Annotated in this window: 26 protein-coding genes and 1 tRNA gene; 8 read left to right on the top strand and 19 right to left on the bottom strand. The window is 63.8% G+C overall.

The window, feature by feature from the left end; genetic code table 11:
- Positions 1-156: 156 nt before the first annotated feature.
- The 4 genes from sucD to metE all read right to left on the bottom strand — a co-directional run bounded on the left by sucD (position 157) and on the right by metE (position 5,355).
- Complete coding sequence (sucD, locus tag CAL22_RS12830; RefSeq protein WP_094813853.1) at positions 157-1,038, bottom strand: succinate--CoA ligase subunit alpha; 882 nt, start codon at positions 1,036-1,038, stop codon at positions 157-159.
- Between the two features lie 21 nt (positions 1,039-1,059).
- Positions 1,060-2,220: an ADP-forming succinate--CoA ligase subunit beta gene (gene sucC / locus CAL22_RS12835; protein WP_094813855.1), complete on the bottom strand. Its 1,161-nt coding sequence runs from the start codon at positions 2,218-2,220 to the stop codon at positions 1,060-1,062.
- A gap of 10 nt (positions 2,221-2,230) precedes the next feature.
- Positions 2,231-2,833 (bottom strand): DUF2889 domain-containing protein, encoded by a 603-nt coding sequence (locus CAL22_RS12840; RefSeq protein WP_094813857.1) that lies wholly within the window; start codon positions 2,831-2,833, stop codon positions 2,231-2,233.
- A 224-nt stretch (positions 2,834-3,057) separates the two neighbouring features.
- On the bottom strand, positions 3,058-5,355 hold the full coding sequence (metE, locus tag CAL22_RS12845) for a 5-methyltetrahydropteroyltriglutamate--homocysteine S-methyltransferase (RefSeq protein ID WP_094813859.1): 2,298 nt from the start codon (positions 5,353-5,355) through the stop codon (positions 3,058-3,060).
- Positions 5,356-5,494: 139 nt separating this feature from the next.
- On the opposite strand from metE, the gene CAL22_RS12850 reads away from it, so the two are divergent.
- Positions 5,495-6,415 (top strand): LysR family transcriptional regulator, encoded by a 921-nt coding sequence (locus tag CAL22_RS12850; protein ID WP_094813861.1) that lies wholly within the window; start codon positions 5,495-5,497, stop codon positions 6,413-6,415.
- A gap of 7 nt (positions 6,416-6,422) precedes the next feature.
- Here the strand turns inward: CAL22_RS12850 and recX are convergent, their stop codons facing one another.
- Together recX and recA are read right to left on the bottom strand one after the other, a co-directional pair.
- Positions 6,423-6,974, bottom strand: a complete 552-nt coding sequence (recX, locus tag CAL22_RS12855) for a recombination regulator RecX (protein WP_094813863.1) — start codon at positions 6,972-6,974, stop codon at positions 6,423-6,425.
- Between the two features lie 49 nt (positions 6,975-7,023).
- A complete protein-coding gene (gene recA / locus CAL22_RS12860) occupies positions 7,024-8,085 on the bottom strand; it encodes a recombinase RecA (protein ID WP_094813865.1) in 1,062 nt (353 codons plus the stop codon).
- A gap of 326 nt (positions 8,086-8,411) precedes the next feature.
- Here recA and CAL22_RS12865 point away from each other — a divergent pair, with 326 nt between their 5' ends.
- The 3 genes from CAL22_RS12865 to CAL22_RS12875 all read left to right on the top strand — a co-directional run bounded on the left by CAL22_RS12865 (position 8,412) and on the right by CAL22_RS12875 (position 12,469).
- The gene (locus CAL22_RS12865; protein WP_094813867.1) at positions 8,412-9,107 is read left to right on the top strand and encodes a response regulator transcription factor; all 696 of its coding nucleotides are present in this window, start codon (positions 8,412-8,414) and stop codon (positions 9,105-9,107) included.
- 115 nt (positions 9,108-9,222) lie between these two features.
- Positions 9,223-10,614, top strand: coding sequence for a sensor histidine kinase (locus tag CAL22_RS12870; protein WP_094816585.1), 1,392 nt, complete (start codon positions 9,223-9,225; stop codon positions 10,612-10,614).
- Between the two features lie 178 nt (positions 10,615-10,792).
- On the top strand, positions 10,793-12,469 hold the full coding sequence (locus CAL22_RS12875) for an MFS transporter (protein WP_094813869.1): 1,677 nt from the start codon (positions 10,793-10,795) through the stop codon (positions 12,467-12,469).
- Between the two features lie 355 nt (positions 12,470-12,824).
- Here CAL22_RS12875 and CAL22_RS12880 read toward each other — a convergent pair whose 3' ends face one another.
- Entirely contained in the window at positions 12,825-13,043 is a 219-nt protein-coding gene (locus CAL22_RS12880) for a hypothetical protein (RefSeq protein ID WP_005013561.1), read from the bottom strand.
- A gap of 151 nt (positions 13,044-13,194) precedes the next feature.
- Here CAL22_RS12880 and CAL22_RS12885 point away from each other — a divergent pair, with 151 nt between their 5' ends.
- Positions 13,195-14,094 (top strand): recombination-associated protein RdgC, encoded by a 900-nt coding sequence (locus CAL22_RS12885; protein WP_094813871.1) that lies wholly within the window; start codon positions 13,195-13,197, stop codon positions 14,092-14,094.
- Positions 14,095-14,168: 74 nt separating this feature from the next.
- On the opposite strand, the gene CAL22_RS12890 is transcribed toward CAL22_RS12885, so the two are convergent.
- The 6 genes from CAL22_RS12890 to CAL22_RS12915 all read right to left on the bottom strand — a co-directional run bounded on the left by CAL22_RS12890 (position 14,169) and on the right by CAL22_RS12915 (position 17,402).
- Positions 14,169-15,461 carry an aspartate carbamoyltransferase gene (locus tag CAL22_RS12890; protein ID WP_094813873.1) on the bottom strand — a complete coding sequence of 431 codons (1,293 nt, stop codon included), beginning with the start codon at positions 15,459-15,461 and terminating at the stop codon, positions 14,169-14,171.
- A gap of 89 nt (positions 15,462-15,550) precedes the next feature.
- Positions 15,551-15,934, bottom strand: a complete 384-nt coding sequence (locus tag CAL22_RS12895; protein ID WP_094813875.1) for a hypothetical protein — start codon at positions 15,932-15,934, stop codon at positions 15,551-15,553.
- Between the two features lie 9 nt (positions 15,935-15,943).
- Positions 15,944-16,372: a BPTD_2524 family lipoprotein gene (locus CAL22_RS12900; protein WP_167383633.1), complete on the bottom strand. Its 429-nt coding sequence runs from the start codon at positions 16,370-16,372 to the stop codon at positions 15,944-15,946.
- Positions 16,373-16,488: 116 nt separating this feature from the next.
- Entirely contained in the window at positions 16,489-16,620 is a 132-nt protein-coding gene (locus tag CAL22_RS12905; RefSeq protein ID WP_094813877.1) for an entericidin A/B family lipoprotein, read from the bottom strand.
- 258 nt (positions 16,621-16,878) lie between these two features.
- Complete coding sequence (locus CAL22_RS12910; RefSeq protein ID WP_094813879.1) at positions 16,879-17,214, bottom strand: hypothetical protein; 336 nt, start codon at positions 17,212-17,214, stop codon at positions 16,879-16,881.
- A gap of 111 nt (positions 17,215-17,325) precedes the next feature.
- Positions 17,326-17,402: transfer RNA gene (locus tag CAL22_RS12915), tRNA-Met, on the bottom strand.
- A gap of 492 nt (positions 17,403-17,894) precedes the next feature.
- On the opposite strand from CAL22_RS12915, the gene CAL22_RS12920 reads away from it, so the two are divergent.
- On the top strand, positions 17,895-19,331 hold the full coding sequence (locus CAL22_RS12920; RefSeq protein WP_432264317.1) for a PLP-dependent aminotransferase family protein: 1,437 nt from the start codon (positions 17,895-17,897) through the stop codon (positions 19,329-19,331).
- 103 nt (positions 19,332-19,434) lie between these two features.
- Here CAL22_RS12920 and CAL22_RS12925 read toward each other — a convergent pair whose 3' ends face one another.
- A complete protein-coding gene (locus CAL22_RS12925; RefSeq protein ID WP_094813884.1) occupies positions 19,435-19,680 on the bottom strand; it encodes a hypothetical protein in 246 nt (81 codons plus the stop codon).
- A 127-nt stretch (positions 19,681-19,807) separates the two neighbouring features.
- Here CAL22_RS12925 and CAL22_RS12930 point away from each other — a divergent pair, with 127 nt between their 5' ends.
- The gene (locus CAL22_RS12930; protein WP_244193877.1) at positions 19,808-20,116 is read left to right on the top strand and encodes a hypothetical protein; all 309 of its coding nucleotides are present in this window, start codon (positions 19,808-19,810) and stop codon (positions 20,114-20,116) included.
- A gap of 4 nt (positions 20,117-20,120) precedes the next feature.
- On the opposite strand, the gene blaHBL is transcribed toward CAL22_RS12930, so the two are convergent.
- Positions 20,121-21,035 carry an HBL family class A beta-lactamase gene (gene blaHBL / locus CAL22_RS12935; RefSeq protein ID WP_094813888.1) on the bottom strand — a complete coding sequence of 305 codons (915 nt, stop codon included), beginning with the start codon at positions 21,033-21,035 and terminating at the stop codon, positions 20,121-20,123.
- A gap of 140 nt (positions 21,036-21,175) precedes the next feature.
- Here blaHBL and CAL22_RS12940 point away from each other — a divergent pair, with 140 nt between their 5' ends.
- A complete protein-coding gene (locus tag CAL22_RS12940; protein ID WP_094813889.1) occupies positions 21,176-21,895 on the top strand; it encodes a phosphatase PAP2 family protein in 720 nt (239 codons plus the stop codon).
- Here CAL22_RS12940 and CAL22_RS12945 read toward each other — a convergent pair.
- From CAL22_RS12945 to CAL22_RS12960, 4 genes are all read right to left on the bottom strand, one after another.
- Entirely contained in the window at positions 21,889-22,611 is a 723-nt protein-coding gene (locus CAL22_RS12945) for an ABC transporter ATP-binding protein (RefSeq protein ID WP_094813891.1), read from the bottom strand. The two genes, CAL22_RS12940 and CAL22_RS12945, sit on opposite strands and share 7 nt — an antisense overlap.
- Before the next feature lie 9 nt (positions 22,612-22,620).
- The gene (locus tag CAL22_RS12950) at positions 22,621-24,378 is read right to left on the bottom strand and encodes a branched-chain amino acid ABC transporter ATP-binding protein/permease (protein ID WP_094813893.1); all 1,758 of its coding nucleotides are present in this window, start codon (positions 24,376-24,378) and stop codon (positions 22,621-22,623) included.
- A complete protein-coding gene (locus tag CAL22_RS12955) occupies positions 24,375-25,289 on the bottom strand; it encodes a branched-chain amino acid ABC transporter permease (protein ID WP_094813895.1) in 915 nt (304 codons plus the stop codon). Before CAL22_RS12955 ends, CAL22_RS12950 begins: the two co-directional genes overlap by 4 nt.
- A gap of 155 nt (positions 25,290-25,444) precedes the next feature.
- Positions 25,445-26,632, bottom strand: a complete 1,188-nt coding sequence (locus CAL22_RS12960; protein WP_094816587.1) for an ABC transporter substrate-binding protein — start codon at positions 26,630-26,632, stop codon at positions 25,445-25,447.
- Positions 26,633-26,667 lie beyond the last annotated feature (35 nt).

Consider the following 26,667-nt stretch of genomic DNA (forward strand, 5'->3'; position numbering starts at 1 on the left):
CTTTCATTATAGTTTCTAAGGCCTGTCCACTGGCTTTCCGGACGCTTCGGATACATAAAAAAGCTGTCTGGAAGTTTAAAAAGGCCAGGCGCGCGGAGGACAGACCAAAAAAATCCGCCCCGAGGGGCGGATTTTCCGGAACAGCGGATTAAGCGCTTACAGCACCGACTTAAGCAGCTTGCCCATTTCGGAAGGATTGCGGGTGGTCTTGATACCGCACGCTTCCATGACTTCCAGCTTGGCGTCGGCCGTATCGGCACCGCCCGAGATCAGCGCGCCGGCGTGACCCATGCGCTTTCCCGGAGGGGCGGTAACGCCAGCGATGAAGCCAACCACCGGCTTCTTCATGTTGTCCTTGGCCCATTCCGCGGCGGCAACTTCGTCCGGACCGCCGATTTCGCCGATCATGATGACGGCGTCGGTGTCGGGATCGTCATTGAAGAGCTTCAGGACGTCGACGTGCTTCAGACCGTTGATGGGGTCACCACCGATACCGACGGCGCTGGATTGGCCCAGGCCCAGTTCGGTGACTTGCGCCACGGCTTCGTACGTCAGGGTGCCGGAACGGCTGACCACGCCGATACGGCCCTTGCGGTGGATGTGACCCGGCATGATGCCGATCTTGATTTCGTCAGGCGTGATCAGGCCGGGGCAGTTGGGGCCCAGCAGCAGCGTCTTGCTGCCCTTGTCGCGCATGCGGTTCTTGAGCTCGAGCATGTCGCGAACCGGGATGCCTTCGGTGATGCAGATGACCAGATCCAGATCGGCCTCGACGGCTTCCCAGATGGCGGCGGCGGCGCCGGCCGGCGGCACGTAGATCACCGACACGGTCGCGCCCGTGCCGTCCTTGGCGTCCTTGACCGACGCGTAGATGGGAATGCCTTCGAAGTCTTCACCCGCCCGCTTGGGGTTCACGCCAGCCACGAAGGCGGCTTTGCCATTGGCGTACTCACGGCACATACGGGTGTGGAACTGGCCCGTCTTGCCCGTGATGCCCTGGGTGATGACTTTGGTGTCCTTGTTGATCAGAATCGACATTTGTGAATCCTTGGCAATTTTTTACTTGGCAGCGGCGACGACCTTGGTCGCGGCTTCGGCCATCGTGTCGGCGCTGATGATGGGCAGGCCGGATTCGGCAAGCATCTTCTTGCCGAGTTCTTCGTTGGTGCCCTTCATGCGCACAACCAGCGGCACGCTGAGGTTGACGGCACGGCAAGCGGTGATCACGCCCTCGGCGATGACATCGCAACGCATGATGCCGCCGAAGATGTTGACCAGAATGGCCTTGACGCCCTTGTTCTTGAGCATGATCTTGAAGGCTTCGGTGACCTTCTCGGCCGTGGCGCCGCCACCGACGTCCAGGAAGTTGGCCGGCTCGCCGCCGAACAACTTGATGGTGTCCATCGTGGCCATGGCCAGACCGGCGCCGTTGACCAGGCAGCCGATGTTGCCGTCGAGCTGGATGTAGGCCAGGTCAAACTTGGAGGCTTCGATTTCAGCCGGATCTTCTTCGTCCAGGTCGCGGTAGGCGACGATTTCCGGATGACGGAACAGGGCGTTGGAGTCGAAGTTGAACTTGGCGTCCAGGGCGATGATGTTGCCCTTGCTGTCGCGGTTCAGGGGATTGATTTCGACCAGCGAAGCGTCCGTGTCCATGTAGCACTGGTACAGCTTCTTGAAGACGTCGACGGCCTGGGCGGTCGAGTCGGCCGGCAGGCCGATGGCGTCAGCCACCTTCTTGGCCTGAGCGTCGTTCAGGCCGACGATCGGGTCGATGTATTCGGTGATGATCTTCTCGGGCGTGGAATGGGCCACCTCTTCGATGTCCATGCCGCCTTCGCTCGAAGCGATCAGGGCAACCTTCTGGGTGGCGCGGTCGGTGACCAGCGACACGTAGTATTCCTTCTGGATGTCGGCGCCGTCTTCGATGTACAGACGGTTGACCTTCTGGCCTTGGGGGCCGGTCTGGTGCGTGATCAGCTGCATGCCCAGAATTTGCGAGGCCAACTGGCGGACTTCGTCCAGCGAACGGGCGAGCTTGACGCCACCGCCCTTGCCACGGCCACCCGCGTGAATCTGCGCCTTGACGACCCAGACCGGGCCGCCCAGCTTCTCGGCAGCCGCGACGGCCTCATCTACGGAAAAAGCGGGAATACCGCGCGGCACGGGCACGCCAAATTGCTTCAGCAGTTCCTTGCCTTGATACTCGTGGATTTTCATGTGTTACCTGTCAGGACGAATGAGAAAAAGAAGGTGACTCGGATGTCGCGTCGGCCGTGTCTGGCGCACTATCCCCCGTATACCACCGGGGATAGTACTCAAGCACGACGGGTCCGTCTGTGCGCAATGCATGACAGCCATCCAGTTGGAAGGGACGCTGACCCTCGTTGACGGTTTCGCGCCGGCGGTTGGCCATCATCTGCACCGCGGCCGTGGGCAGGACCTGGGACAACTCGGTCATGTGCGTACAGCCCGACGCTCGCCCAAAGCGCTCTTTGACCCGATGACGGAAGCCTTTGAGCAAATTCAGGCCAACCAGACCGCCATATGCCTCGTCGATCGCCATACAGGAGGCCTCGTAGGGAGCGGCATCGTAGACGGCCTGGGCCGCGACGACGTTGAACTCCTCATCGATGGTGAGACGCAGATGCATGTGATGGATGGGATCGCCAGCTTTGAAGATTTCGCCATTTCGCTTGGGGAAATCGTAACCCTTCACATCGATAAGTTCGGCCTCGAGATCGAAAAGACCGTCCTGGCGGCCATAGCATTGCACGCGTATGGAACGCGTATGCAGGGGCTGGCGAGGAACATCGGGCGGTGGCAAGGGCATAAGTAGGCCTGCGGGCGACTTTTTGGCGCAAGGCAGCAAAACCAGCAAAGTATAACGCAGCCGCCCTGAATGACAGCGCGGGCGGTTGCAGCGCAAAAATCCCCGCCAGCACGGCCCCAGGCAGGCGCCGCTGCGGGCAAAACACGGCCCGCCGGGCTGCGCGCTGCCCGAATGACAAAAACCCGCGCCGGCCCCGGCGCGGGTTCGTGGATGGCAGATGGCCCTCAGGCGACCTGGCGCAGATTGCGGGCGGCCTGCACCATCCCAATGAGCGCGGCCTCGGTTTCGGGCCATGCACGGGTTTTCAGGCCGCAGTCCGGATTGACCCAGAGCCGCTCCTTGGGCAGGCTTTTGGCGGCTTTTTCCATCAGGCCGACCATCCAGTCGACGTCGGGCACGTTGGGCGAGTGAATGTCATAGACGCCCGGGCCGATGTCGTTGGGATAACGGAAGTCCTCGAAAGCCTTGAGCAGTTCCATATTGGAGCGCGAGGTTTCGATCGTGATGACGTCAGCATCCATCGCCGCGATGGCCTCGATGATGTCATTGAACTCCGAGTAGCACATGTGGGTGTGGATCTGGGTGTCGTCCGCCACACCGGCCGTGCTCAGGCGGAAGCAGTCCACGGCCCAGCCGAGGTAGTTCTGCCAATCGGCCCGGCGCAGGGGCAACCCCTCGCGGATGGCCGGCTCATCGATCTGGATGACCTTCACGCCGGCCTTTTCCAGATCCACGACTTCGTCACGCAAGGCCAATGCCAGTTGCCGGCAGGTCGCTTCGCGCGGCTGATCATCGCGCACGAACGACCATTGCAAGATGGTGACCGGCCCGGTCAGCATGCCCTTGACCGGCTTGTCCGTCAGGGATTGAGCGTACGAGGACCAGCCTACGGTCATCGGCGCCGGGCGTGCCACGTCGCCGAAAATGATCGGCGGCTTGACGCAACGTGAGCCATAGCTTTGGACCCAGCCGTTCTTGGTGAAGGCAAAACCGGCCAGCAGTTCACCGAAGTACTCCACCATGTCGTTGCGCTCGGGTTCGCCATGCACCAGCACGTCCAGGCCAACTTTCTCCTGGAAGCGGATGACCTCTTCGATTTCCTTGCGGATAGCGGTTTCGTACGCGGAGTCGCTCAGGCTGCCAGCCTTCCAGTCCCGGCGCAGGCCGCGGATCTGCGCGGTCTGCGGGAAGGAGCCGATCGTGGTGGTCGGGAAGGCGGGCAATTTCAGGCGAGCCTGCTGCTGCTCGATGCGCTGCGCGAAGGGCGCCCGGTCGCGCGATACTTCGGCCGCGCCTGCCATGCGGCGGCCCACGGCCGGATTGTGAATGCGGGGCGAGGCGCGGCGCGCGGCCAGGGCGGCGCGCTGGGCGGCCAGGCCTGCCTGGACGTCTTGCGCTGCATCACCGCTCAGCGCCCGACCCAGCAGGCTGAGTTCCTCGAGCTTCTGGGCCGCGAACGACAACCAGCTCTTGAGCTCGGCGTCGAGCTCGGTTTCGGCGGCCAGATCGACCGGCACATGCAGCAGCGAGCAGGAAGGCGCCAACCAGAGGCGTTCGCCCAGTTGTTGGGCGATGGGTGCCAGAACGCCGAGCACGGCATCCAGATCCGTGCGCCAGATATTCCGGCCGTTGATGACGCCGGCCGAGAGCACCTGGTCCGCGCGCAACGCCTTGACCACGTCGGCCAGTTGCTCCGGAGCGCGCACCAGATCCACATGCAGGCCGGCGACGGGCAAGGCGGTCGCGGTAGCCAGATTGTCTTTCAGGCCATCGAAATAGGTCGCCAGCAACAGCTTGACCGGGCTGTCGGCCAGTTGTGCATAGGTGTCGCGGAACGCATCGCGCCAGGCCTGGGGCAAATCCAGCGCCAGGATGGGTTCGTCGATCTGCACCCACTGCACGCCCAGGTCGGCCAGGCGCTGCAGAACGTCCCGGTAGACGGGCAAGAGATTGGCCAGCAGCTTGAGTTTGCCGGCGTCGGCGGCGCCCTGCTCGAAGGCGTCCCCCTTGCCCAGGTAGAGCCAGGTCAGCGGGCCCGGAATGACCGGCTTGACCTCATGGCCCAGCGCCTGCGCTTCCTTGACTTGTTCAAACAGGTACTCGCGCGCGATGCGATAAGTCTGGCCCGGGACCAGTTCGGGGACGATGTAGTGGTAATTGGTGTCGAACCATTTAGTCATTTCGCAGGCGGCGGCCGGCTTGCCGCTCGGTGCGCGCCCCCGGCCCATGCGGAACAGGGTGTCCAGGCTGACCGCCTCGGACTCCGGCTGGCCAAACCGGGCCGGCACGGCGCCCAGCAAGGTCGTCCACTCCAGAATGTGGTCATACCAGGCGAAGTCGCCCACCGGCACCATGCGCAGGCCATTGGCGGCCTGGCGCTGCCAATGCGCCGCGCGCAACTCGCGGCCGGTGGCCAGCAAGTCCTCGGTGGTCTGCTTGCCGGCCCAGTAGGCTTCGACGGCGCGCTTGAGTTCGCGCTGGGCACCGATGCGCGGGAATCCCAGGTTATGAATAATAGTCATATGAATATCCGGTCAAGACAAAATAAATTCAAGTCAGGCCGCTATTCTGGGGGTAAAGCAAGCTGAGACAAAATCAATCTCTACATGCATTACTTGAGAAATTTTCATAAAATGGGGGTTTTGACACCGCTCGACGCCCATGCTTGAAATCCGTCACCTTGAAACCCTCTCCGCGATTAGGGATGGCGGCAGCCTGCAGGAAGCCGCCGAACGCCTGCACCTGACCCAGTCGGCGCTGTCCCACCAGTTACGCGATCTGGAAACGCGGCTGGGTACACCGCTATTGAACCGGCGGACCCGCCCCGCGCGGCTCACGACGGCGGGGCTGCGCGTGCTGGCGCTGGCCGATGAGGTATTGCCCAAACTGCGCGCCACCGAACGTGACCTGACGCGTCTGGCGGCCGGGCGAACCGGACGGCTGCACCTGGCCATTGACTGCCATTCCTGCTTCCAGTGGCTGATGCCCACGCTGGATGTGTTTCGTGCGCAATGGCCGGACGTCACCCTGGATTTGTCGGCCGCATTTTCTTTTGCGCCCCTGCCGGCTTTGGTTCGCGGCGATCTGGATCTGGTCATCACCTCCGACCCGCAGGCCCTGGAGGCGGTGCAGTATCTGCCGCTATTCAGATATGAGCTGGTGCTGGCGGTTTCCGACAGCAGCCCGCTGGCCCAGCTTCGGCATGTCATGCCAGAACACTTGGCGGACCAGACATTGATCACGTACCCCGTGGACCGCCAGCGCTTGGATATTTTTACGGCGTTTCTTGACCCGGCAGAGGTCGAGCCCGCGGCCTTGCGCCGCGCCGAGCTCACCCCGATGATCGTGCAACTGGTCAATAGCCACCGGGGGGTGGCGGCATTGCCCAACTGGGCGGTCAGCGAGTATGTCGAGCACTCGCCCCTGAAATTGCTGCACTTGGGCCCGCAGGGTGTCTGGCGCACGCTATATGCGGCGGTACGCGACGAAGACCGCGATGCTTCTTATATTGATGAGTTTTTGACGATTGCGCGGGACATCAGCTTCAAGACACTCAGCGGCATCAAGGGCGCCAAGCAATAGCCCCGCCTCAGTCGGCGGCGTCGTCGCCTTCGCCCAGGATGCGGCGGATGACGTCGTGAGCAAAGCCGCGTGACGCCAGAAAACGGGCTTGTTTGGCGTAGGCATTGCGATCCTCTGGCTTGGCGCCATAGCGCCGCCGCCAGACTTCGAGGGCACGCTCATGCTCGGTGGCGCGCAAGCCCTCTCGCAGCTCGGCAATATCGGCGTCCTCGACCCCGCTTTGCCGCAACTCCTGAATGATGCGCGCGGTCCCCTGACGCGGTGCGCGCCGATGCACCAGGCTTTGAGCGTAGCGCGTATTGGACTGCCAACCCTCTTGCTGCAAGGCGTCGAGCACCGCTTCGATTTCGTCAATGCTTTCTGCGTGCGGCCGCAATTTACGCGCCAGCTCCGCACGCGAATGCTCGCGACGCGACAAGTAGCCGACCGCCCGCGCCTTGAGGCTGGGCCCCTGAGGACGCGCCCGAGGCGCAGGAGCATCCGACGCTGGAGCCAACGTCTCGAAGTCATCTTCGCGCTGCTGGCGCTGACGCGGGCTATCGAAAGAACGCGTAACCATGAGAGGACGGGCTGCGCTGATGCGGGGAGGCTGCCCTCCCCGCCCGGGCTCAGTCTTCGGAGCTTTCTTCAGCGGTGGGAGCGAACTCCGCAGCGCGGCTCACGATGCCCTGGTTTTCGCGGATCCTGTTTTCGATCTCGATCGCCATGGCCTTGTGCTCTTTGAGGTACTCGCGCACGTTGTCCTTGCCCTGCCCGATGCGATTGCCGCTGTAGCTGTACCAGGCACCGGATTTTTCGACCACATTGGCAGCCACGCCCAGGTCGATGATCTCGCCTTCGCGCGAGATGCCAGCGCCGTACATGATGTCGAACTCGGCTTGCTTGAACGGCGGCGCCACCTTGTTCTTGACGACCTTGACGCGGGTTTCGTTGCCGACGACCTCGTCGCCCTTTTTGATGGAACCGATGCGGCGGATGTCCAGCCGCACCGACGAGTAGAACTTGAGCGCGTTGCCGCCAGTGGTGGTCTCGGGGTTGCCGAACATCACGCCGATCTTCATCCGGATCTGGTTGATGAAGATCACCATGCAATTGGTGCGCTTGATGGAGGCCGTGAGCTTACGCAGCGCCTGGCTCATCAGGCGGGCTTGCAACCCAGGCAGGGCATCGCCCATTTCGCCCTCGATTTCGGCCTTGGGCACCAAGGCCGCCACCGAGTCGATGACGATGAGGTCGACCGAACCGGAACGCACCAGGGCGTCGGTGATTTCGAGCGCCTGTTCGCCGGTATCGGGCTGGGAGATCAGCAGATCGCCCAGGTTGACGCCCAGCTTGGAGGCGTACTGAACGTCCAGGGCGTGCTCGGCGTCGATGAAGGCGCAGGTGCCGCCGACTTTCTGCATTTCGGCAATGACTTGCAGCGTCAGCGTGGTTTTACCCGAGGATTCCGGGCCGTAGATTTCGATCACGCGGCCGCGCGGCAGGCCGCCGACACCCAGCGCGATATCCAGCCCCAGCGAACCGGTGGAAACGACCTTGATGTCATGCTCGACCTCATTGTCGCCGTAGCGCATGATCGAGCCCTTGCCGAACTGCTTTTCGATCTGAGAGAGCGCGGCGGCCAGGGCCTTGGTTTTTTCCGATGCGGCCTTGCTGGTTTTGTCGTCCATGGAGAGTCCTATATGTGTGGCTGGGCAGGAGCCAGCCAAACGGGTCGAGCGGGTCTATCGTGTCAATCGGTGCGGGCGGGCCCGCGACGTGCCCGGTAGGGCCGATTGGGTGCGAACGCGGATTATGGCATCGGAGTATACTGTATATACAAACAGTATGCGCAAGTTTTCCACGTATACCCTGGGTGGGCAAGCCCTGGCTGCTGTGACAGAATGGCCCGCACCGAAGCAGGCACGACACCCGCTGGGCAGGCAGGCCCGGCCGGGCCAAGCCGCCCGCCCCGGGACTCCCGCCGGCGCCCGCCGGCCAACCATCGCCTACCCGCATGCGCATCCTGATTGCCGAAGACGACAGCATCCTGGCTGATGGCCTGTCGCGTTCCCTGCGACACAATGGCTATGCCGTGGACGCCGTGCGCGACGGGCTGGCGGCCGACTCCGCGCTGGCCGCCCAGCCCTTCGATCTGCTCATTCTCGACCTCGGGCTGCCGCAGCTGACCGGGCTGGAGGTCCTGCGCCGGCTGCGTGCCCGCAATTCGGTGCTGCCCGTGCTGATCCTGACGGCGGCCGACAGCGTCGAGCAGCGCGTCAAAGGCCTGGACCTGGGCGCTGACGACTATATGGCAAAGCCCTTTGCGCTGTCCGAACTCGAAGCACGCGTGCGTGCCCTCACCCGGCGCGGCGCCGGCGGCGGCGCCACCGTGATCCGCCACGGCCGCCTGGTCTTCGATCAAACCGGCCGAGTGGCCACGGTCGATGACCAGACGCTGGACCTGTCCGCCCGCGAGGTCAGCCTTCTGGAGATCCTGCTGGCGCGCAGCGGACGCATGGTCAGCAAGACGCAGTTGGTCGACCATCTCTGTGAATGGGGCGAGGAAGTCAGCACCAACGCCATCGAAGTCTACGTCCACCGCCTGCGCAAGAAGCTTGAGCCCAGCGGCGTCAAGATCATCACCGTGCGCGGCCTGGGCTATTGCCTGGAACGTGATCAGGGTGCCGCGGCCTACCCCCTCGCCAGCTGATCGTCCGGCCTCCGCAGCGATCAATCAGGAAGCCCTGGAAGCCCTGCGAAGCGGCGCCAAGGGGCCGAGCTTCGCTCCGCCGCAACGGTCGCTGTTGGGCGAGATCCTGGACTGGATGCTTGCGCCGCTGTTTTTACTGTGGCCGATGAGCGTGGCCATCACCTATGTGGTGGCGCAGAACATCGCCAACGCCCCCTATGACCGGACGCTGGCCAACAACCTGCATGTGCTCACCCGTCAGATTCAGGCGGAAGACGGGCACGCTGTCCTGCACATGAGCGACGCGGCGCGCGAAGTGCTGCGCGCCGATGAGACCGACAGCGTCTTCTGGCTGGCCTTGGGCAGCCGGGGCGAGTATCTCGGCGGCGATCGCGCCCTGCCCTTGCCGCCGCTGGCCGGCCAGCCGCGCCCGGGCCAGGTCCTGTACGCCGACGACAGCCTGCGCGGCTTCGACATCCGGCTGGCCTATACCTGGGTGGACCTGGATCTGCCCGGCACGCAGCCGCCGCTGCTCATCGTGGCCGAGACCGGAGAAAAACGTGCGCAACTGGCCAACGACATCATCAAAGGCGTGATCATTCCGCAGTTCGTCGTCCTGCCGGTGGCCGTGCTGCTGGTGTGGTTCGGCCTGTCGCGCGGCGTGGCCCCCCTCAATGCCCTGCAGCAGCGTCTGCGTGCCCGGCGGCCCGATGACTTGTCCCCTATCGACGAACATGCCGCGCCCTCGGAGATCGCGCCACTGGTGGCAGCCATGAACGACCTGCTCGACCGCCTGTCGGCCAATGTGGAAGCCCAGCGCCGCTTCGTGGCCGATGCGGCCCATCAGTTGAAGACGCCCCTGGCCGGGCTGCGCACCCAGGCCGAGCTGGCGCTGCGCGACGCCAGCCCGGACGAAATGCAATCGAGCTTGAGGCAGTTGGTGACCGGATCGGACCGCGCCACACGCCTGGTGAACCAGTTGTTGCTCATGGCCAGGGCCGAAACCCCGGACGCCACCGGCATGTCGCGCGTCGATCTGAACGCCGTCGCCTCCGAGCAGACCATGCACTGGGTGCCGCAGGCGCTGTCCATCAACACCGATCTGGGTTTCGAGGGTTGCGACCAGCCGGTGGAAATCCTGGGCAATCCGATTCTGTTGGGCGAACTCATCAACAACCTGGTGGACAACGCCTTGCGCTATACCCCGCGCGGCGGCCACATCACCGTGCGTGTCAGGCGGCTCGACCATCGGGCCGCGGTGCTCGAAGTCGAGGACTCCGGCCCGGGCATCCCGCCGGAAGAACGCGAACGCGTCTTCGATCGTTTTTACCGCGTCCTGGGCACCGTGGCTGACGGCAGCGGCCTGGGGCTGGCCATCGTGCGCGAGATCGCCCAGAAGCATGGCGCGGTCGTGGACATCGACGGCCACCCCAGCGAACACTCCGATCTGCCCGGCACGCGCATCGCCGTGACTTTCGAAGCGTATTCTGCCCATCCCCTCGTGTCCGACCCGCCCCCCCTGGCCTAGGGAATGCCCGCAAGCCCCTAAGAGAGCGTCTTATTTAGTAACACAATTAAGATTGGGGTAAGGGTTACGTCAGAACCTCGTCAGTCTCGCTCCTTACCTTGTCGGCAAGCTCGATGCCGGCAAGGCATAGAGACAAGGAGCACGGTGGACTACCACCGGCCAAAAACGAGGAGACTTCATGAGCACAACGACGTTGCCGGGCCGCGGCCCGCAAACGGGGCCCCGCCCGATGACCAAAGACGAGCGCAAAGTGATTTTCGCCTCGTCGCTGGGCACGGTTTTCGAGTGGTATGACTTCTATCTGTACGGCTCGCTTGCCGCCATCATCGCGCAGCACTTTTTCTCGGGCGTCAACCCGACCGCCGGCTTCATCTTTGCTCTGCTTGCTTTCGCCGCCGGCTTTGCCGTGCGGCCCTTCGGCGCGCTGGTTTTCGGCCGCCTGGGCGACCTCGTGGGCCGCAAGTACACCTTCCTGGTCACCATCGTCATCATGGGCCTGTCGACGTTTCTGGTCGGCGTTCTGCCCAGCTACTCGTCCATCGGCATCGCCGCTCCGGCCATCCTGATCATCCTGCGCCTGCTGCAAGGTCTGGCGCTGGGCGGTGAATACGGCGGCGCGGCCACTTATGTGGCGGAACACGCCCCCCATGGCCGACGCGGCTTTTACACCAGCTGGATTCAGACCACGGCCACCCTGGGCCTGTTCCTGTCGCTGCTGGTGATCCTGGGTGTGCGCAATTACATGGGCGAAGATGCCTTCAAGGAATATGGCTGGCGCATTCCCTTCCTGATCTCCGTGGTGCTGTTGGGTATCTCGGTCTGGATCCGGATGCAGCTCAACGAATCGCCTACCTTCCAGCGCATGAAGGACGAGGGCAAAGGCTCCAAGGCCCCGATTGCCGAGTCTTTTGGCCAATGGCGCAACCTCAAGGTCGTGATCCTGGCGCTGCTGGGCCTGACCGCCGGCCAGGCCGTGGTCTGGTACACGGGCCAGTTCTACTCGCTCTTCTTCCTGACGCAGACGCTGAAGGTCGACCCGAACACCGCGAACATCATGATCGCGATTGCGCTCTTGATCGCCACGCCGTTCTTCGTGATCTTCGGCTCGCTGTCCGACAAGATCGGCCGCAAACCCATCATCATGGCCGGCTGCCTGATCGCCGCCCTGACCTACTTCCCGATCTTCAAGGCCATCACCGCCTACGCCAACCCGGCGCTTGCCGCCGCGCAGGCCTCGGCGCCGGTCACGGTGATCGCGGATCCCGCCACCTGCTCATTCCAGTTCAACCCGGTCGGCACGTCCTCGTTCACCAGCTCCTGCGACGTGGTGAAGTCCTTCATGGCGCGCAACTCGGTCAACTATCAGAACCAGGCAGCCGCGCCCGGTTCGACTGCCCGCGTGAAGATCGGCAACGACGAGTTCGAGTCCTTCGACGGCAAGGGTCTGCCGCCGGCTGAGTTCAAGGCCAAGGTGGCCGAGCTGGACAAGGCGCTGACCACCTCCATCCGCGCCCATGGCTATCCCGCCAAAGCGGACCCGGCCCAGACCAACAATGTCATGGTCGTTCTGCTGCTGACCATCCTGGTGATTTACGTGACCATGGTGTACGGGCCTATTGCCGCCATGCTGGTCGAAATGTTCCCCACGCGCATCCGCTACACCTCGATGAGCTTGCCGTACCACATCGGCAACGGCTGGTTCGGCGGCTTCCTGCCTCCGGTCGCCTTCGCGGTGGTCGCGGCCACGGGCAATATTTACGACGGCTTGTGGTACCCCATCATCATCGCCGTCATGACGCTGGTCATAGGCACGCTGTTCGTGCGCGAAACCAAGGATAACGACATCAACGCCTGACGCACCGTTCCCCCGCCGGATTGGACCGCTGCGCCAGTCCGGCCCTTCAAAAGCTCCCTCGTGGAGCTTTTTTTTCATTCCGGCGTGCCGTCCGGCATTTTCAGGACGCTGTCAGACCACAACAGTAGACTGAGGCCTCAGATTACGGTCTTGCGTTTTACTCACGGACAAACGATCCCCTGGACGTGCGTTGCAGGGCAGTACTCTGACACCGATACCGTGTTCCCCGCGAGCCTTTTTTGACGCGGTATCGTGTGCCCCGTATCGGCCCGGCGCTAGCCGGGCCGCCTTTTTTTGTGCCGCCAAAAAAGAAGGCCGGCATAGCCGGCCCTCTGGGTGCTCACAGGCACGACGCTCAGCGGCGCATGCCCGCGCCGATCACCAGCACGCCCACGACCAGAGCCGCCACGCTGGCCCAGGTCGGGATTGCCACGGACTTCTCGGTTTCGGCCGTGGCCTTGACCGAACCGATCTGCAGCACGGTTTCTTCGGAGTTGTAGTTAAAGCCTTTGTAGATCAGGCCGGCTGCGCCCAGGACTATCAGAATTGCACCCACGATGGTGGCAGGTTTCATCGCCCATCCCCTTTCTGCTGTTGACGATGGGCGGCAAGTTACAGCAAGCCGGCGGCGCTGTCAGTGACAGAGCGTGTCATGTCAAACAATCCGGCAAGCGCGCCCCATCGCCGCCCCCCCTCGTATAGAATCTATGCTTTTGCCCGACGCCATGTGGTTCAAGAATCTCAAGATCTATCGGCTGTCCGCTCCCTGGACGCTGACCGGCGAGCAGCTTGAAGAAAGCCTTGCGCGACACGCCTACCAGAGCGGCAACAATCTGGAAATGCAAAGCCTGGGCTGGATCTCGCCGCGCGAAAACGCCAGCCTGGCGCATAGCCTGAACGGGCAAATTCTCCTGTCTCTGCGTGCCGAGAAAAAACTGCTGCCGACCACGGTCGTCAACCAGGTTGCGCGTGCACGCGCTCAGGAAATCGAAGAGCAGCAGGGCTACAAGCCTGGCCGCAAGCAGATGAAGGAGATCAAGGAGCGCGTCACCGACGAACTGCTGCCGCGCGCCTTCAGTATCTACCGCGACACTCGCGTCTGGATCGACACGGTCAACCATTGGCTGGTCATCGATGCGGCCGCCTCGGCCAAGGCCGATGAAGTCATCGGCATGCTGGTCAAGACGGTGGATCCCTTGCCGCTGGAAAATCTCTATGTGGCGCAATCGCCTGCCGCAGCCATGACCGGCTGGCTGGCGGCCGATGAAGCCCCCGCGAATTTTTCCATCGACCAGGACACGGAATTGCGCGCCTCGGGCGAGAGCCGGGCCGCCATCCGCTACGTCAAGCACAGCATCGACGCCGATGACGTACGCCGCCATATCCAATCGGGCAAGCAGTGCACGCGCCTGGCCATGACCTGGGCCGATCGCGTGTCATTCGTGCTGACCGAGTCCATGGACATCAAGCGGGTCGCGCCGCTGGACGTCCTGAAGGAAAATCCCGAAAACGCGGCCTTCAACGATGACGAGAAGTTCGACTCCGACATGGCGCTCATGACGGGCGAGCTGGCGAAAATGCTGGCCGAACTGGTCGAGGCCCTCGGCGGCGAAAAGCGCGACTGACAAGGCCGCCCGTCAGGGCGGCCCGAGAAGCACCAAGGACGGGGCGGCAGGCCTGCCGCCCGCCCCTGAGATCCTTAATCCAGACCGTGAAAAGACGAGTCGTCCGGCCCCACATGGGACGGATGACGCCAGGTCACGTCACGCATGGAATGCTGCACCAGCCCTTCCACCCCCAGGAGCACGGCGAAAATGGCCATGCGCACAGGGATCCCGTTGTCGGTCTGACGGAATATCGCCAACCGCGGGTCATCATTGAGATCGACGCTCAGGTCGTTGGCACCCGGGCGGCTGTCGCGGGGCAAGGGGTGCATGACAATGGTGTCCGGGCCGCAGTACGCATCCACGATGGCGCGGCTGACCTGAAACTCAGCCGTATAGCCTTCGCTGGACTCTTCATTGGCGAAACGTTCTTTCTGCACGCGCGTCGCGTAGATGACATCGGCGCCCGCCAATTCGGCCAGGGAGGACTTTTGCTCGATCACATTGTCGTTGCGAGCGGCCTGCTCCAGCACGTAATCGGGCATCTCCAGGCCAGGCGGCGAAATCAGCGTAAAGCGCAGCCCCTTGTACAAGGAAAGCAGCTTGATCAGGGAGTGCACCGTGCGGCCATATTTAAGGTCGCCCACCATCGCGATATGTGCGCCGTCGAGCAACTTACCGAGCCGCGAAAACTCGGTAAGAATGGTGTAGAGGTCCAGCAGCGCCTGGCTGGGGTGCTCGCCCGGGCCATCGCCGCCATTGACGACCGGAATATTGGTGGCGGCGGCGAACTCGGCCACCGACCCCTTGTCCGGATGCCGAATGACCATGGCGTCGACATAGCCGCTCATCACCCGGCTGGTGTCATAGATGGACTCGCCTTTGGCCATGGAAGAAAACGTAAACCCCGTGGTGTCGCACACCGAGCCGCCGAGGCGGCAGAAGGCTGATCCGAAGCTCACGCGGGTACGCGTACTGGCTTCGAAAAACAAATTACCCAGCACGGCACCTTCAAGTACGCGGGAGACTTTCTGGCGGCGCGCGATGGGCTGCATCATGTCGGCCACGCGAAACAGATCCTCGACCGACTCACGGCTGAACTGGTCGACCGAAATCAACTGATGCTTGCCGTTCAGCGCGATGCGGTCACACAGCGGCCCACCCTGTACGCTTTGCGTATATTTTTCGAGCAGATCGCGGTTTTGGACGATTTCACTCACAAAACGCTCGACCACCTCCGGCATCGCCCGAAACTCCTGCGAGCCCTCGGGCAGCAACCAGGTATCGAGCGCACGGCGCTTGACGCCAATACGCGCGGCAAACACGTCGCGGGTCAGATTAAGGCGACGCATGGCGTCGCGCAGGAAGGCTTGCTGGGAGATGGACATGAGGATGGGCCTCGGTTTATGTACGCATTGCGCATATTATTCCAGAGGCCGCCCGAGGTAAAGATGGCAAATCGAAAAAAACGCCCGCCTCAGGTTGTTGCGTACTGATCCTCCGCCGCGCCGGAGACGTCGCCAAGCGTCAGCCAGCAGCCGGCGGCAAAGCCGCCGATGCTGGCGCCATAACAGACCAGCGCCAGCAGCATGGCAGGCCAGAACAGCCAAAGCCTGCTCTTGCCGCCGCCACCCGCCAGGATCCTGGCCAGCGCACAGAGCACGAAAGCCAGCGCCGTGGCCGCCACCCCCGCCAGAAAACATGCCAGCGGCCAGGAGAGATCGGCCGGCGCCACATCGCTGCCGACGATCCCCAGGGAAAAGGACATCAGCAATAGGCAGGCCACTCCATTGAGCCACCCCGCCCAGCGCAAGGCCGAACCCAACAGCAGAAACACGCCGCTCACGGCAGGATTTGCCATGCCGCCGCTCTATTGCATGGCGCGGCAAACCGGCGTGGCGGAGGCGATGGAACGACGCGCCGCGGCGATCTCCTCCGCATCCCAAACGCCCTCGCCGAGCACCGTCACGGTGACTTGCGCCTGATTGGCGTATTCCGCCGGCTGCGTATTGATACGCTCGAGAATTTTCGCGGGTTCGGTTTCCTTGTGCACCAGGATCTCGTTGGGCAGCCCACGATCCCCAACGGAACGCTTGCCCACATACACCGCCCCGTACGGATGCGCGCGCACCTCATGGCAGACCCGCACATACTCGCTGGCGCGGCGCAGTGCGGCCATCGGATCGGCGCTTACCACGAAGGTCTCGCTGACCCCGGTAACGTCGCGTTCCTGCAGACCCTTGCTGGCACAACCGCTTAACACGACGGCGACCGCCGCCAACCCCATCCATAGGCGCATGACACTGCCCTCAGTCACAAAACATCGAAGGCCCGATTATGCAACAGCCCGCGGCAAGGCTACAGCTTTGCCGCGGGCTGACGTTGCTTGCCGGCCTGAATCTTTGCTTGCCGACCTTATTTATTGGCACCTCGCTGGATGGCTTCACCACCGCGTTCGATATCCTTGCCGGCGCCGGCAACCGTATTGCAGCCGGCCGACACAGCAGCCATGGCCAATACGATGATCATGAGGGCTTTTTGTTTCATGGGATCTCCTAGTCTTCGAATAAGAACAGCAGGTCGCAAACTGGATGCTGATGCTCCAGGCGCAGCCAGAATACCGCAGCGCATCGGACTTGTCGCGTAGCCCGCGCCAGGGCTTATGCGGCAGCCCTGCTCAGCCCCTGGCAGCGCGCCTTGCCCAGATAGTGAGCAACGCGCGCAAGCCGTTGAGCGACAAGCTTTTTTTGCTGATTGACGGCAACTGTCCCAAGGCTTATCCACCGCCGCTGTGCAAAACTACGCTCAGGCCGTCACGGCCTGCAGCGGCCCCGACCAGGGCAGCGCATCGACACGAAAGCGGGTTTCCTGGTAGCCGCCATCGGTGTCGACCAGCAGCCTGTCTTCGATGGCCTGCCCCAACGCACGGCGGCAAAGCCGCTCCATGTCATCGGAGATCGATTGGAAAACGCCATCAGGAATGCGCAGCCGCAAATTGGGCTCCGCCGCTTCGCCCGGTTTGAAGCGCCCGATGTGTATGTGCGCGGGATAGCCGTGCGGGCACCAAACACCAATGACGAATTTGCCATGCACGCCGGTATCCGCGACAAAGCCTGGATGATCGTACTTCGCCGTTCCCATCCTGTAAGCCTCCCTTCAGTAACGATTGCATTGCATGGTAGCGCAAGCGAGGCAAAGATGGACACCCAAATGCAAAAGCCCTGATTTCTATCGAAATCAGGGCTCTTTATCTGGTTGCGGGGGCAGGATTTGAACCTACGACCTTCGGGTTATGAGCCCGACGAGCTGCCAGACTGCTCCACCCCGCGTCTGATGAAACGAATCATACACCATTTTTTAATGGCCTGCAGGACACGCCTTAAATAAGGCCGCCAAACTGGTTGCGCATGCAAATAAATGATCCGGCAGCTCTGCGCGCCCCGCAGACTGACCACCCCCGCCTCGTGAAAAAAATGGGTCTGCCCGGCATGCAGGGCGAGCGCCGCCTCAGGACCTCCCGGCGGCACGCCGGCACGCGCTTCGCCAACCATGACCCATCCCTCCATGCAGATCACGCGATCGCCCGCCCGGGCGTAGAGGGTGCGGCAACCGCCGGCAGGCAGCGCTTGAGAGAACGAGGACGACATGATGGGACTCCATGGAATCAATGCCATCCAGACTACGCAGCCTGGCCTTGGCGCGACAGACACACGCCGAACCTATCTGTTCCACAACAGCTGCGTCCTGGCGTTTCTGTTATGGTGGTTTTCCGGGCCGTCTGTGCCTGTCTCTTGCGCACGAGGCGCGGCATCATGAAACCCATGCACGCTCAGCCGCTCTACCAACGTCTCGCCGAGTACTACCGCGCCGCCATTCAGTCCGGCGCCTTGCCGCCGGCCGCGCGGATCCCTTCGGTACGCAGCATGGTGCGCACGCATCAGGTGAGTTTGAGCACGGCGCTGCAAGTCTGCCGCCGCCTGGAAGACGACGGGCTGGTCGAGGCGCGACCCCGTTCGGGGTACTTTGTGCGCCGCCCTGCCGCGCCGCGCCTGGCTCCAGCCACCGAACCGGATATGCGCGCGGCGGCCGATCCCGCCCGCTATGTCGGCATCCACGATAGGGTGTCCAACTTCGTGGCCTTGTGCGAACAGCACGACTTGTCCATCAATTTTGCTTTAGCGGCCGCCGAACCCGGCGCCTATCCCCACCATGCGCTGCGGCAAGCGATGAGCCGGGCGCTGCGCCTGAACCCGGAGCTGCTCACCAGCCGTGCCCCTGCCCAGGGCGCGCCGCAATTGCGCGCGGTGCTGGCACGGCGGGCCTGGGATTGCGGCATCCGGGCCAAGCCCGAAGACATCGTCGTCACGCACGGCTGTATCGAAGCCCTCAACCTGGCGCTACGCGCCGTCGCCCGGCCAGGCGACACCATCGCGGTGGAATCGCCGACCTATTTCGGCTTGCTGCAGATCCTGGAGAGTCTGGGCCTGCGGGCCCTGGAAATTCCGACCAGCCCGCAACGCGGGCTGTCCGTCGAGGCGCTGGAACACGCCTTGCACACCCAACCCGCCATCCGCGCCGTGGTGGTCGTGCCCAATCTGCAGAATCCGCTCGGTTGCGTGATGCCGGATGACGATAAACAGCGCCTGCTGGAGGTTTGCGTGGCGCACGGCATTGCGCTCATCGAAGACGACACCTACGGCGCGCTGGCCGACGACGGCCCGCAGCGCGCGATCAAGCACTGGGATGAAGCGGGCAACGTCATCTACTGCTCGTCGTTGCACAAAACATTGGCGCCCGGCATGCGGCTGGGCTGGATCATGGGCGGGCGCTGGCATGCCCGCATCGACATGCTCAAGTTCGCGCAGAGCCGGCCGAACGAGGCCGCTGGCCAACTGGCTGCCGCCGCCTACATGGGCACCAAGGCCTTCGACCGCCATCTGCTGCGGCTGCGCGGCCAGCTGACACGGCAGCGGCAGCATGCCGCCGATACCATTGCCCGCGAGTTTCCGCCCGGCACCCGGCTGAGCCTGCCGCCGGGTGGCATGCTGCTTTGGGTGGAGCTGCCGCAACAGGTCAGCGGCACTGCCGTGTTCGAAGCCGCGCTGTCGGCGGGCATCCGGGTGGCGCCTGGCGCGATGTTTTCGAACTCTGGCCGCTACGACCACTATTTGCGGCTATCCTGCGCCGAACCCGATCCTCGCAAGGCCGAGCAGGCCATCGCCAGGCTGGCGGCCATCGTCATCTCGCTTCAGAAATGACCCGGCTGTTCAAGCCCTTGAGCCATAAGGGAAATGCCGGCTTATCGGATAGCTATCCCAAGACTTATCCACAAAACCAGTGGATAAGTTTTGCCGGCAACGATCACTTCAGGGCTGCCTGCACCATGTCGCGCACGCTTTCGAAGCCGGCCATGTATTGCGGATTTTCGGAACGGGCCAGCAGCGTGGAGTAATTCTTTTCGAGTTGGGCCTCGATGGCTTCCTTCAAGCCGGGCGAGGTCTTGACCAGATGCAGGGTCGCGGCCAAGGTCGCGTTCAGCGCGTCGATGCGCCCGCCCTGGTGCGATACCGTATGCACGATGACGGCGATCTGTTCCTGAATATCCATGGCCTCTCTCTCAGTAAAGCACCGCATGCGCGGCAGATGGGGCGGATGCTAGCACGCCCGTCCGGCGCCGGGCCGGCCTGGCACTGACATAGAATACCGGCATCGCAGCCTTGTTTCGGATACCGACATGCTTCTTCGCTTCGCCCTGCCGCTTTGCCTGCTTTCGCTGCTGACCGCATGCGGTGTCAGTAGCGAAATCAAAGCCGTCGACAAGGACCGCTACCAGATTCGCTACAACGCCGGCGCCAAGGCCATGACCTGGGTCGAGATCAAAAATCAGGCCCGGCAAGAAGCCGAGGACTATTGCGCCCGCAAGAATCAGCGTTATGCCCGCCCTGAAGTCAGTTCCAACCATGCCACCGGCCTCATGCCCAAGGAAGCGTTGGTGACCTTCAGCTGCGAGGACAAGCCCGCCCCTGCTGCCGCTGGCAAGTAAGCCGCTAGCCGGCCTGCAAACGCGCCGACGTCAAGGCGTGCACCAGAATCCGCGCCGCGTCGGCCAAGACGCGCTCGCGCTCCGGCGGGGGCAAGGGTGATTCGGTCAGGTAGGCGCTGATCACCACCGGCCCGGTGGAAGGCGGCCAGGCCACGCCAATATCGTTGCAAGTGCCGTGCTCGCCGGCGCCCGTGCGATGCCCGAAGGCCCACCCGGCTGGCAGGCCGGCCCGCAAGCGCTCCTGCCCGGTGCGGCAATGCAACAGCCAATCGCGCAGACGCTCGCGCTGCGGCTCGGGCAAGGCCTCGCCCAGCACCAACTGCCGCAGATTGCCCGCCATGGCCGCGGGCGTGGTGGTGTCGCGCTCATCGCCAGGCTGCGCCTGATTGAGCGCGGTCTCCAAACGATCAAGACGCGTCACGGTATCGCCCAGCGTTCGCGCGTAGGCGGTCACACCGGGCGGCCCGCCGATGGTCGACAGCAAAAGATTGGCCGCGGTGTTATCGCCCACGAGCAGGGCTGCCTCGCACAAGTGGCCCAGCGTCATCCCCTCATTGAGACGCTGCTGGGTAACCGGCGAATAGGCCACGAGATCGGCCGCGCTCAAGCGCATCGGCCGGGAAAGGTCGTCTTCGCCGCGCGCCACGCGCGCCAGCACGGCCGCCACCGCCAACACCTTGAAGGTACTGCACAGGGCGAAGCGCTCATCGGCCCGATATCCGGCGGTGTAGCCGCTTTGCAGATCGAGCAGGTGAACGCCCAGGCGCCCACCTTCGCGAGCCTCCAGGCGGGCCAGTTGGCGCTGCGCATCATCGCTGGCAGCCGGCAGGTTGTCCCGCACGCCCGCCAGAGCGGGCATGCCCAGCGCCGAAGCACCCACCCAGGCCAGCAGGCCCACGCCAAACGCTCTTCTGTCCATCGCACTATCCCCAGAAAACCATCGCCTTGCGCAAAACGCCATGGTACTGCGAATCCGGCGCTGACCCTGGGCAGCCAATTTGACGTTTTTTCGATCCTCGCGCGGCTAGCATGGCGCCGTCTTTTCAAGGTTGTTCCGCGATGCCGTCCCCCCGTTTGCCCCTTTCCCCCGCCGCCTACATTGCCATCTACGTCGTCGGGCTGCCCGGCCTGCTCGCAGCCATCGCGTATCTCGCTGGCCACAGCGGCCTGGATCTGACCCTGGCCCGGTACTTCTATGACCCGATCAGCCGCCGTTTTCCCTTGAGTCAACTGCCGACTCTGGAACTGCTGGGCCATCAGGCCGTTCTCGCCCTCCCGCTGGGCCTGGCCGCGGTCGCTCTCATCGGGCTGGCCCTGGCGGCATTGCGGCCGCGGCTGCACGCATGGCTGCTGCCTTGCGCACTCTTGCTGACCGCCATGGCGGCGGTGCCCTTGCTGATTGCGGTCTTGAAGAACATTACTGCCCTGCCCCGCCCTTATCGCCTGCAGATGTTCGGCGGCGACATGCTCATGCCGACGCGCTGGTGGGCGGGCGGCACGACCCCCGCCGGCCATGCGCTGCCGAGCCATCACGCCGCCGCCGGCTATAGCCTGGGGCTGCTGTACTTCGTCGGTTGGGCCACCCGCCGCCCCGCCTTGCGCTGGGGCGGCCTGGCGTTGGGGCTGATCCTGGGCGCGGCGCTGAGCAGCGTTCGCATCATGCAGGGCGCGCACTTTCTGAGCCAGACGCTGTGGTCGGCCGCCGTCGTGAGCCTGATCGGCGGCCTGTGCTTTCTGCCGCTGCTGCGCGCCGAGCCCGGGCCAGTGCGGACTCAGTGACGCTGTTTGCCCAGATAGGCCTGGCGCACGCGTTCGCTGGCCAGCAGTTCCTGGCCGCTGCCCTGCATCACGATACTGCCGACCTCGAGCACATAGGCGCGGTCGGAGATGGCCAGGGCCTGGTTGGCCATTTGCTCGACCAGCAGGATGGTCATGCCCTGTTCCTTGAGCGCGCGGATGATGCGGAAGATCTCCGCGACGATGAGCGGGGCCAGGCCCAGCGAGGGCTCATCGAGCATCAGGATGCGGGGTTTGCTCATCAGGGCGCGGCAGATGGCCAGCATCTGCTGCTCGCCGCCGGACAAAGTGCCCGCGTACTGTTCGCGCCGCTCTTTGAGGCGCGGGAACATCGCAAAGCAGGTTTCGATCTCGGCATCGAGCACGGCCTGGGGCTCACGCCGCAGAAACGCGCCAAGCAGCAGGTTGTCGTGAACGGTCTGGTCCGGGAAGACCTGCCGGCCTTCGGGCACATGGGCGATGCCCAGGCCCACGCGCTGGTGCGCGGGGATGCCGGCCAGGTCCTGGCCCTCGAGCAGCACCTGGCCGGTGGATTTCTCGATGCCCGAGAGCGCGCGCATCATGCTGCTCTTGCCCGCCCCGTTGCCGCCGATGATGGTCACGATCTCGTGGCGCTCGACGTGCAGCGACACTTCCTTGAGCGCGTTGACCGCGCCGTAGTTGACCGAGAGGTTCTGGATATCTAGCAATCTGCTCATGACTGGCTCCTACGCCGGGGCGCCCAGGTAGGCTTCGATGACTTTGGGGTTCTCCTGGATCTGGGCGGGCAGGCCGCTGGCGATCTTCACGCCATAGTCCAGCACCACGATCTGATCCGAGATGGCCATGACGAGGTCCATGTGATGCTCGATGAGCAGCACCGTCAGGCCCTTGTCGCGCAGCCGGGCGATCAGTCCGGTGAGCGCGTCGGTCTCGGCAGGGTTCAGGCCCGCGGCCGGCTCGTCGAGCAAGAGCAGCTCGGGCATGGCGGCCACCGCGCGGGCGATCTCCAGGCGGCGCTGCAGGCCGTAGGGCAGGCTGTTGGCCGCGTCATCGGCGTAGCGCTCGAGTTCGAAGAACTTCAGGATGGCATAGGCCTCGCGGCGCATGCGCCGCTCCTCGGCCAGGCTGGAGGGCAGACCCAGCAGGTTGGCCCAGAAGCCGGAGCGCTGCACGCGGTACAGGCCCACCATGACGTTCTCCAGCGTGCTCAGGCCCTCGAAGAGCTTGAGGTTCTGGAAGGTGCGCCCGATGCCCAGCGAGGCGATCTGATCGGCCGGCAGGCCCACCAGGTCGTGATCCTTGAAGCGGATGCTGCCCGCATCGGGCGTGACCAGCCCGGAGAGCAGGTTCAGCGTGGTGGTCTTGCCCGCGCCGTTGGGGCCGATGAGCGAGACGATGCTGCCTTCCTGGATGCTGAAGGACACCTTGTTGGTGGGCACCACGCCGCCGAAGGCCTTGTACAGGTCCTTGACCACCAGCAGGTCGCCGGCGCCTTGCTTGCGGGTCTGCGTGGGCGACCAGGGTTTGATGGCCTCGCGCTCGCGGGCCGAGAGCAGGCTGCGGCGCGGCAGCACGCGCGCCAGCAGGCCGGACAGGCCTTCGGGCATGGCATAGAGCGCGAACAGCAGGATCAGGCCATAGGCGAAGTGCTGCACCTCGGGCCAGCGCGCGAGCATGGCATCGATCACGGTCAGCACCACCGCGCCCAGGAAGGACCCGGTGGGCGAGCGCCCGCCAAAGAGCACCAGCACCAGGAAGAAGACCGAGAGGTTGAAGTTGACGAAGTCGGAGTTGATGTACTGGTTTTGCTGGGCCACCAGGCCGCCGGCGATGCCGCAGGTGATGGCGCTGATGACAAAGGCCAGGATCTTGAAGCGGTAGACGCTGATGCCCACGCTGCCGGCGGCGATCTCCGAGGTGCGCACGGCGGCAAAGCCGCGGCCGAAGCGGCCGTTGAGCAGCAGCGAGGTGGCCGCATGCAGCAGCAGGCCGATCACCACCACCACGACCACCCACTGGCGCCCGTCGAGCGGCGCGCCGCCCCAGGTCAGGCCGGTGATGCCGTAAAAGCCCTCCTGGCCCTTGAAGACGTCGGTCCATTCGGAGACGATCTTCTCGATGAGCAGGCCGAAGGCGATGGTGACCATGGCCAGGCTGGGGCCTTTGACCTTGAGCGCGGGCAGCGCGATGGCCACGCCGAACAGGGCCGAGATCACGATGGCCGCGGCCAGCGCCAGCCAGGGGTTGACCTGGTAGTTCACCGTGAGCAGCGCCACCGTGTAGGCGCCCACGCCGAACAGGCCGGCGTGGCCCAGGGACTTCTGGCCGGTCTGGCCGACCAGGATGTTAAAGCCCGTGGCGGCGATGTAATACACGCCGATGTTAAAGAGGATGAGCAGGTAGAAATCGTTCAAACCCGAGTAGGCGGCAGCCACGGCCAGAGCGGCCACGCACAGCGGGACGAGGAGAGGACGCAGATTCATACTTTCTCCGCGTGGACACGGCCCAGGATGCCGGCGGGCCGGAAATAGAGCACGACGATGATGAGCGCGAAGACAGCGATCTCGCGCAGATTGGAGTACCAAAGGCCGATGAGGGATTCCAGCAGGCCGATCAGAAAGCCGCCGAAGATGCAGCCGCGCGGGTTCTCCAGGCCGCCGAGGATGGCGGCCGAGAAGGCCTTGAGCGAGAGCAGCGTGCCGACGAAGACGGAAGCCGTGGCGATGGGGGCAACCATGACGCCCGCAACCGCGGCCAGGGCCGAGCTGATGGCGAAGACACCCACGGCGACCGCGTTGGCATTGATGCCCATGAGGCTGGCGGCCGATTTACTGAAGGCGACCGCGCGCACGGCCTTGCCCATCTTGGTGCGATGCAGCGCCCAGTCCAGCACGATCATCAGGACCAGGGTGGTGGCAAAGACCAGGATCTCCTGCGGGCGCACGCCGGCGCCCAGGATGTTGACCACGCCCTCGCCCAGCGGGGAGGCCACGGCGATGGGCGCCGGGCCCCAGATGAGCAGAGCCAGGTTCTGGATGATGATGCCGAAACCGATGGTGCTCATGACCCAGGACAGACCGGCCTCGCCCACGAAGTGCTTGATGGCGGTGATGTAGAGCACGTAGCCCAGCAGGGCCAACACCAGCATGGCCGCGGCCAGGGCGAACAGGAAGGTGCCCCAGGTGACGTCCTGCGGTGACGGAAAACCGATCAGCTTGCCCTGGGTGACCAGCACGATGGCGCTGATGCCGATGAGCCCGGCCAGGGCCAGAAACGCCCCTTGGCCGAAATTGAAGGTCTTGGTCGTGGTGTAGGTGATGCTGAAACCGAACGCGACCAGGGCATACACGCTGCCCATGGCCAATCCACTGAGTATGGCTTGTAGTAAAGGCATGATCCGGACCTCGCCGTCGCAGGAGTTCGATACCCGCCGGCAGCGTAGCTGTGCGTGCCGGGCCGGCCGCTGGCGCAGACCGGCACGCGAGGAAGAGAGGCAGTGGAGCCGGGACTCCCCGCCGGGCCGCGCCCGCGCGGCCCGGGGCACCGACGTTATTGCTTGAGGTCTTCCGGCTTCATCTGGCGCGTGATGTCGTCATCGATGGACACCACCTTGCCGTCGACCCAACGCACCAGGCGGAAGTCTTTGTACGACAGCGCTTCATGGTTTTCCTTGGTGAACGCCGGCGCATAAGTCTTGATCACGCCATCGACCTTGCCCAGGTTGTCCAGCGCGGCTTGCACCTTCTCGCCATCGGTGGATTTCGCCTGCTCCATGGCGGCGGCCAGCAATTTGACCGAATCATAGGCATGCGCGGCGAACACGTAAGTGGGCAGTTTGCCGTCACGCTTGACGATGGTTTCGTACAACGCCTTGGACTTGGGCGTGGAGTCTTCGGTAATGGAGGCCGAAAAGATCATCTTCTTGGCCAGATCCGGCCCCGCGATGCGCAAGAAGGGCGAGCTCAAATTGGCCCAGGATCCCAAGGTGACCGGGTAGTAGTTGATCTTCTCCAGACTGCGCATGACGTGCGCGTTGGAATCGGCCAAGGCATAGACGATGAGGGTGTCGGCGCCCAGCGACTTGATCTTGTTCAACTGCGACGTCATGTCCGAGTCCTTGGGCCCGAACTTCTCATTGGCCACCGGCGTAATGCCATGCAGGCCCAGAACGTGCGTGGCGTCCTTGGCACCCTGCTGCCCATAACCGGTGGTATCGGCGATGATGGCGACCTTGCCATTCTTGCTCGCGCGCGCCGCATAGGCCGCCAGCAGCGTGATCTGGTCCAGGTCACGCATGGAGACGCGCGAAATGTAATTGACCGGCTCCTTGCTGTAGCGATTGGTGATTTCCGTGGCAGTGGCGGAGGGCGAAATGGTCGGGATTTTTTTCTGCTGCACAATGTGCATCCAGGCCAGCATATTGCCGGAGTTCACGCCCCCGAGCATGGCGACGACCTTCTCATTGTCGACCAGTTCGTTGGTGTTCTGGATGGACTTGGGCGGCGCACCCACGTCGTCGCGCGCGACGATCACGAGCTTTCGGCCCAGCACGCCGCCGGCGGCATTGATTTCGTCCACGGCCTGGCGGGCGCCCGCCAGCGCCGACACCCCAAAGTCGGCCGAGCCGGTGGCCGACATATCGCTGTTGTAGCCAATCTTGATGTCCTGGGCCCAAGCTCCCTGGGCCATGGCGGCCAACAGGGCCGCGCCTGCAAAACGGAACAGCTGCTTATGCATCATTGTTGTCTCCAGTCCTTTGATTTCCATTGCCG

It is taken from the genome of Bordetella genomosp. 12 (genome assembly GCF_002261355.1).
Taxonomy (GTDB): domain Bacteria; phylum Pseudomonadota; class Gammaproteobacteria; order Burkholderiales; family Burkholderiaceae_B; genus Bordetella.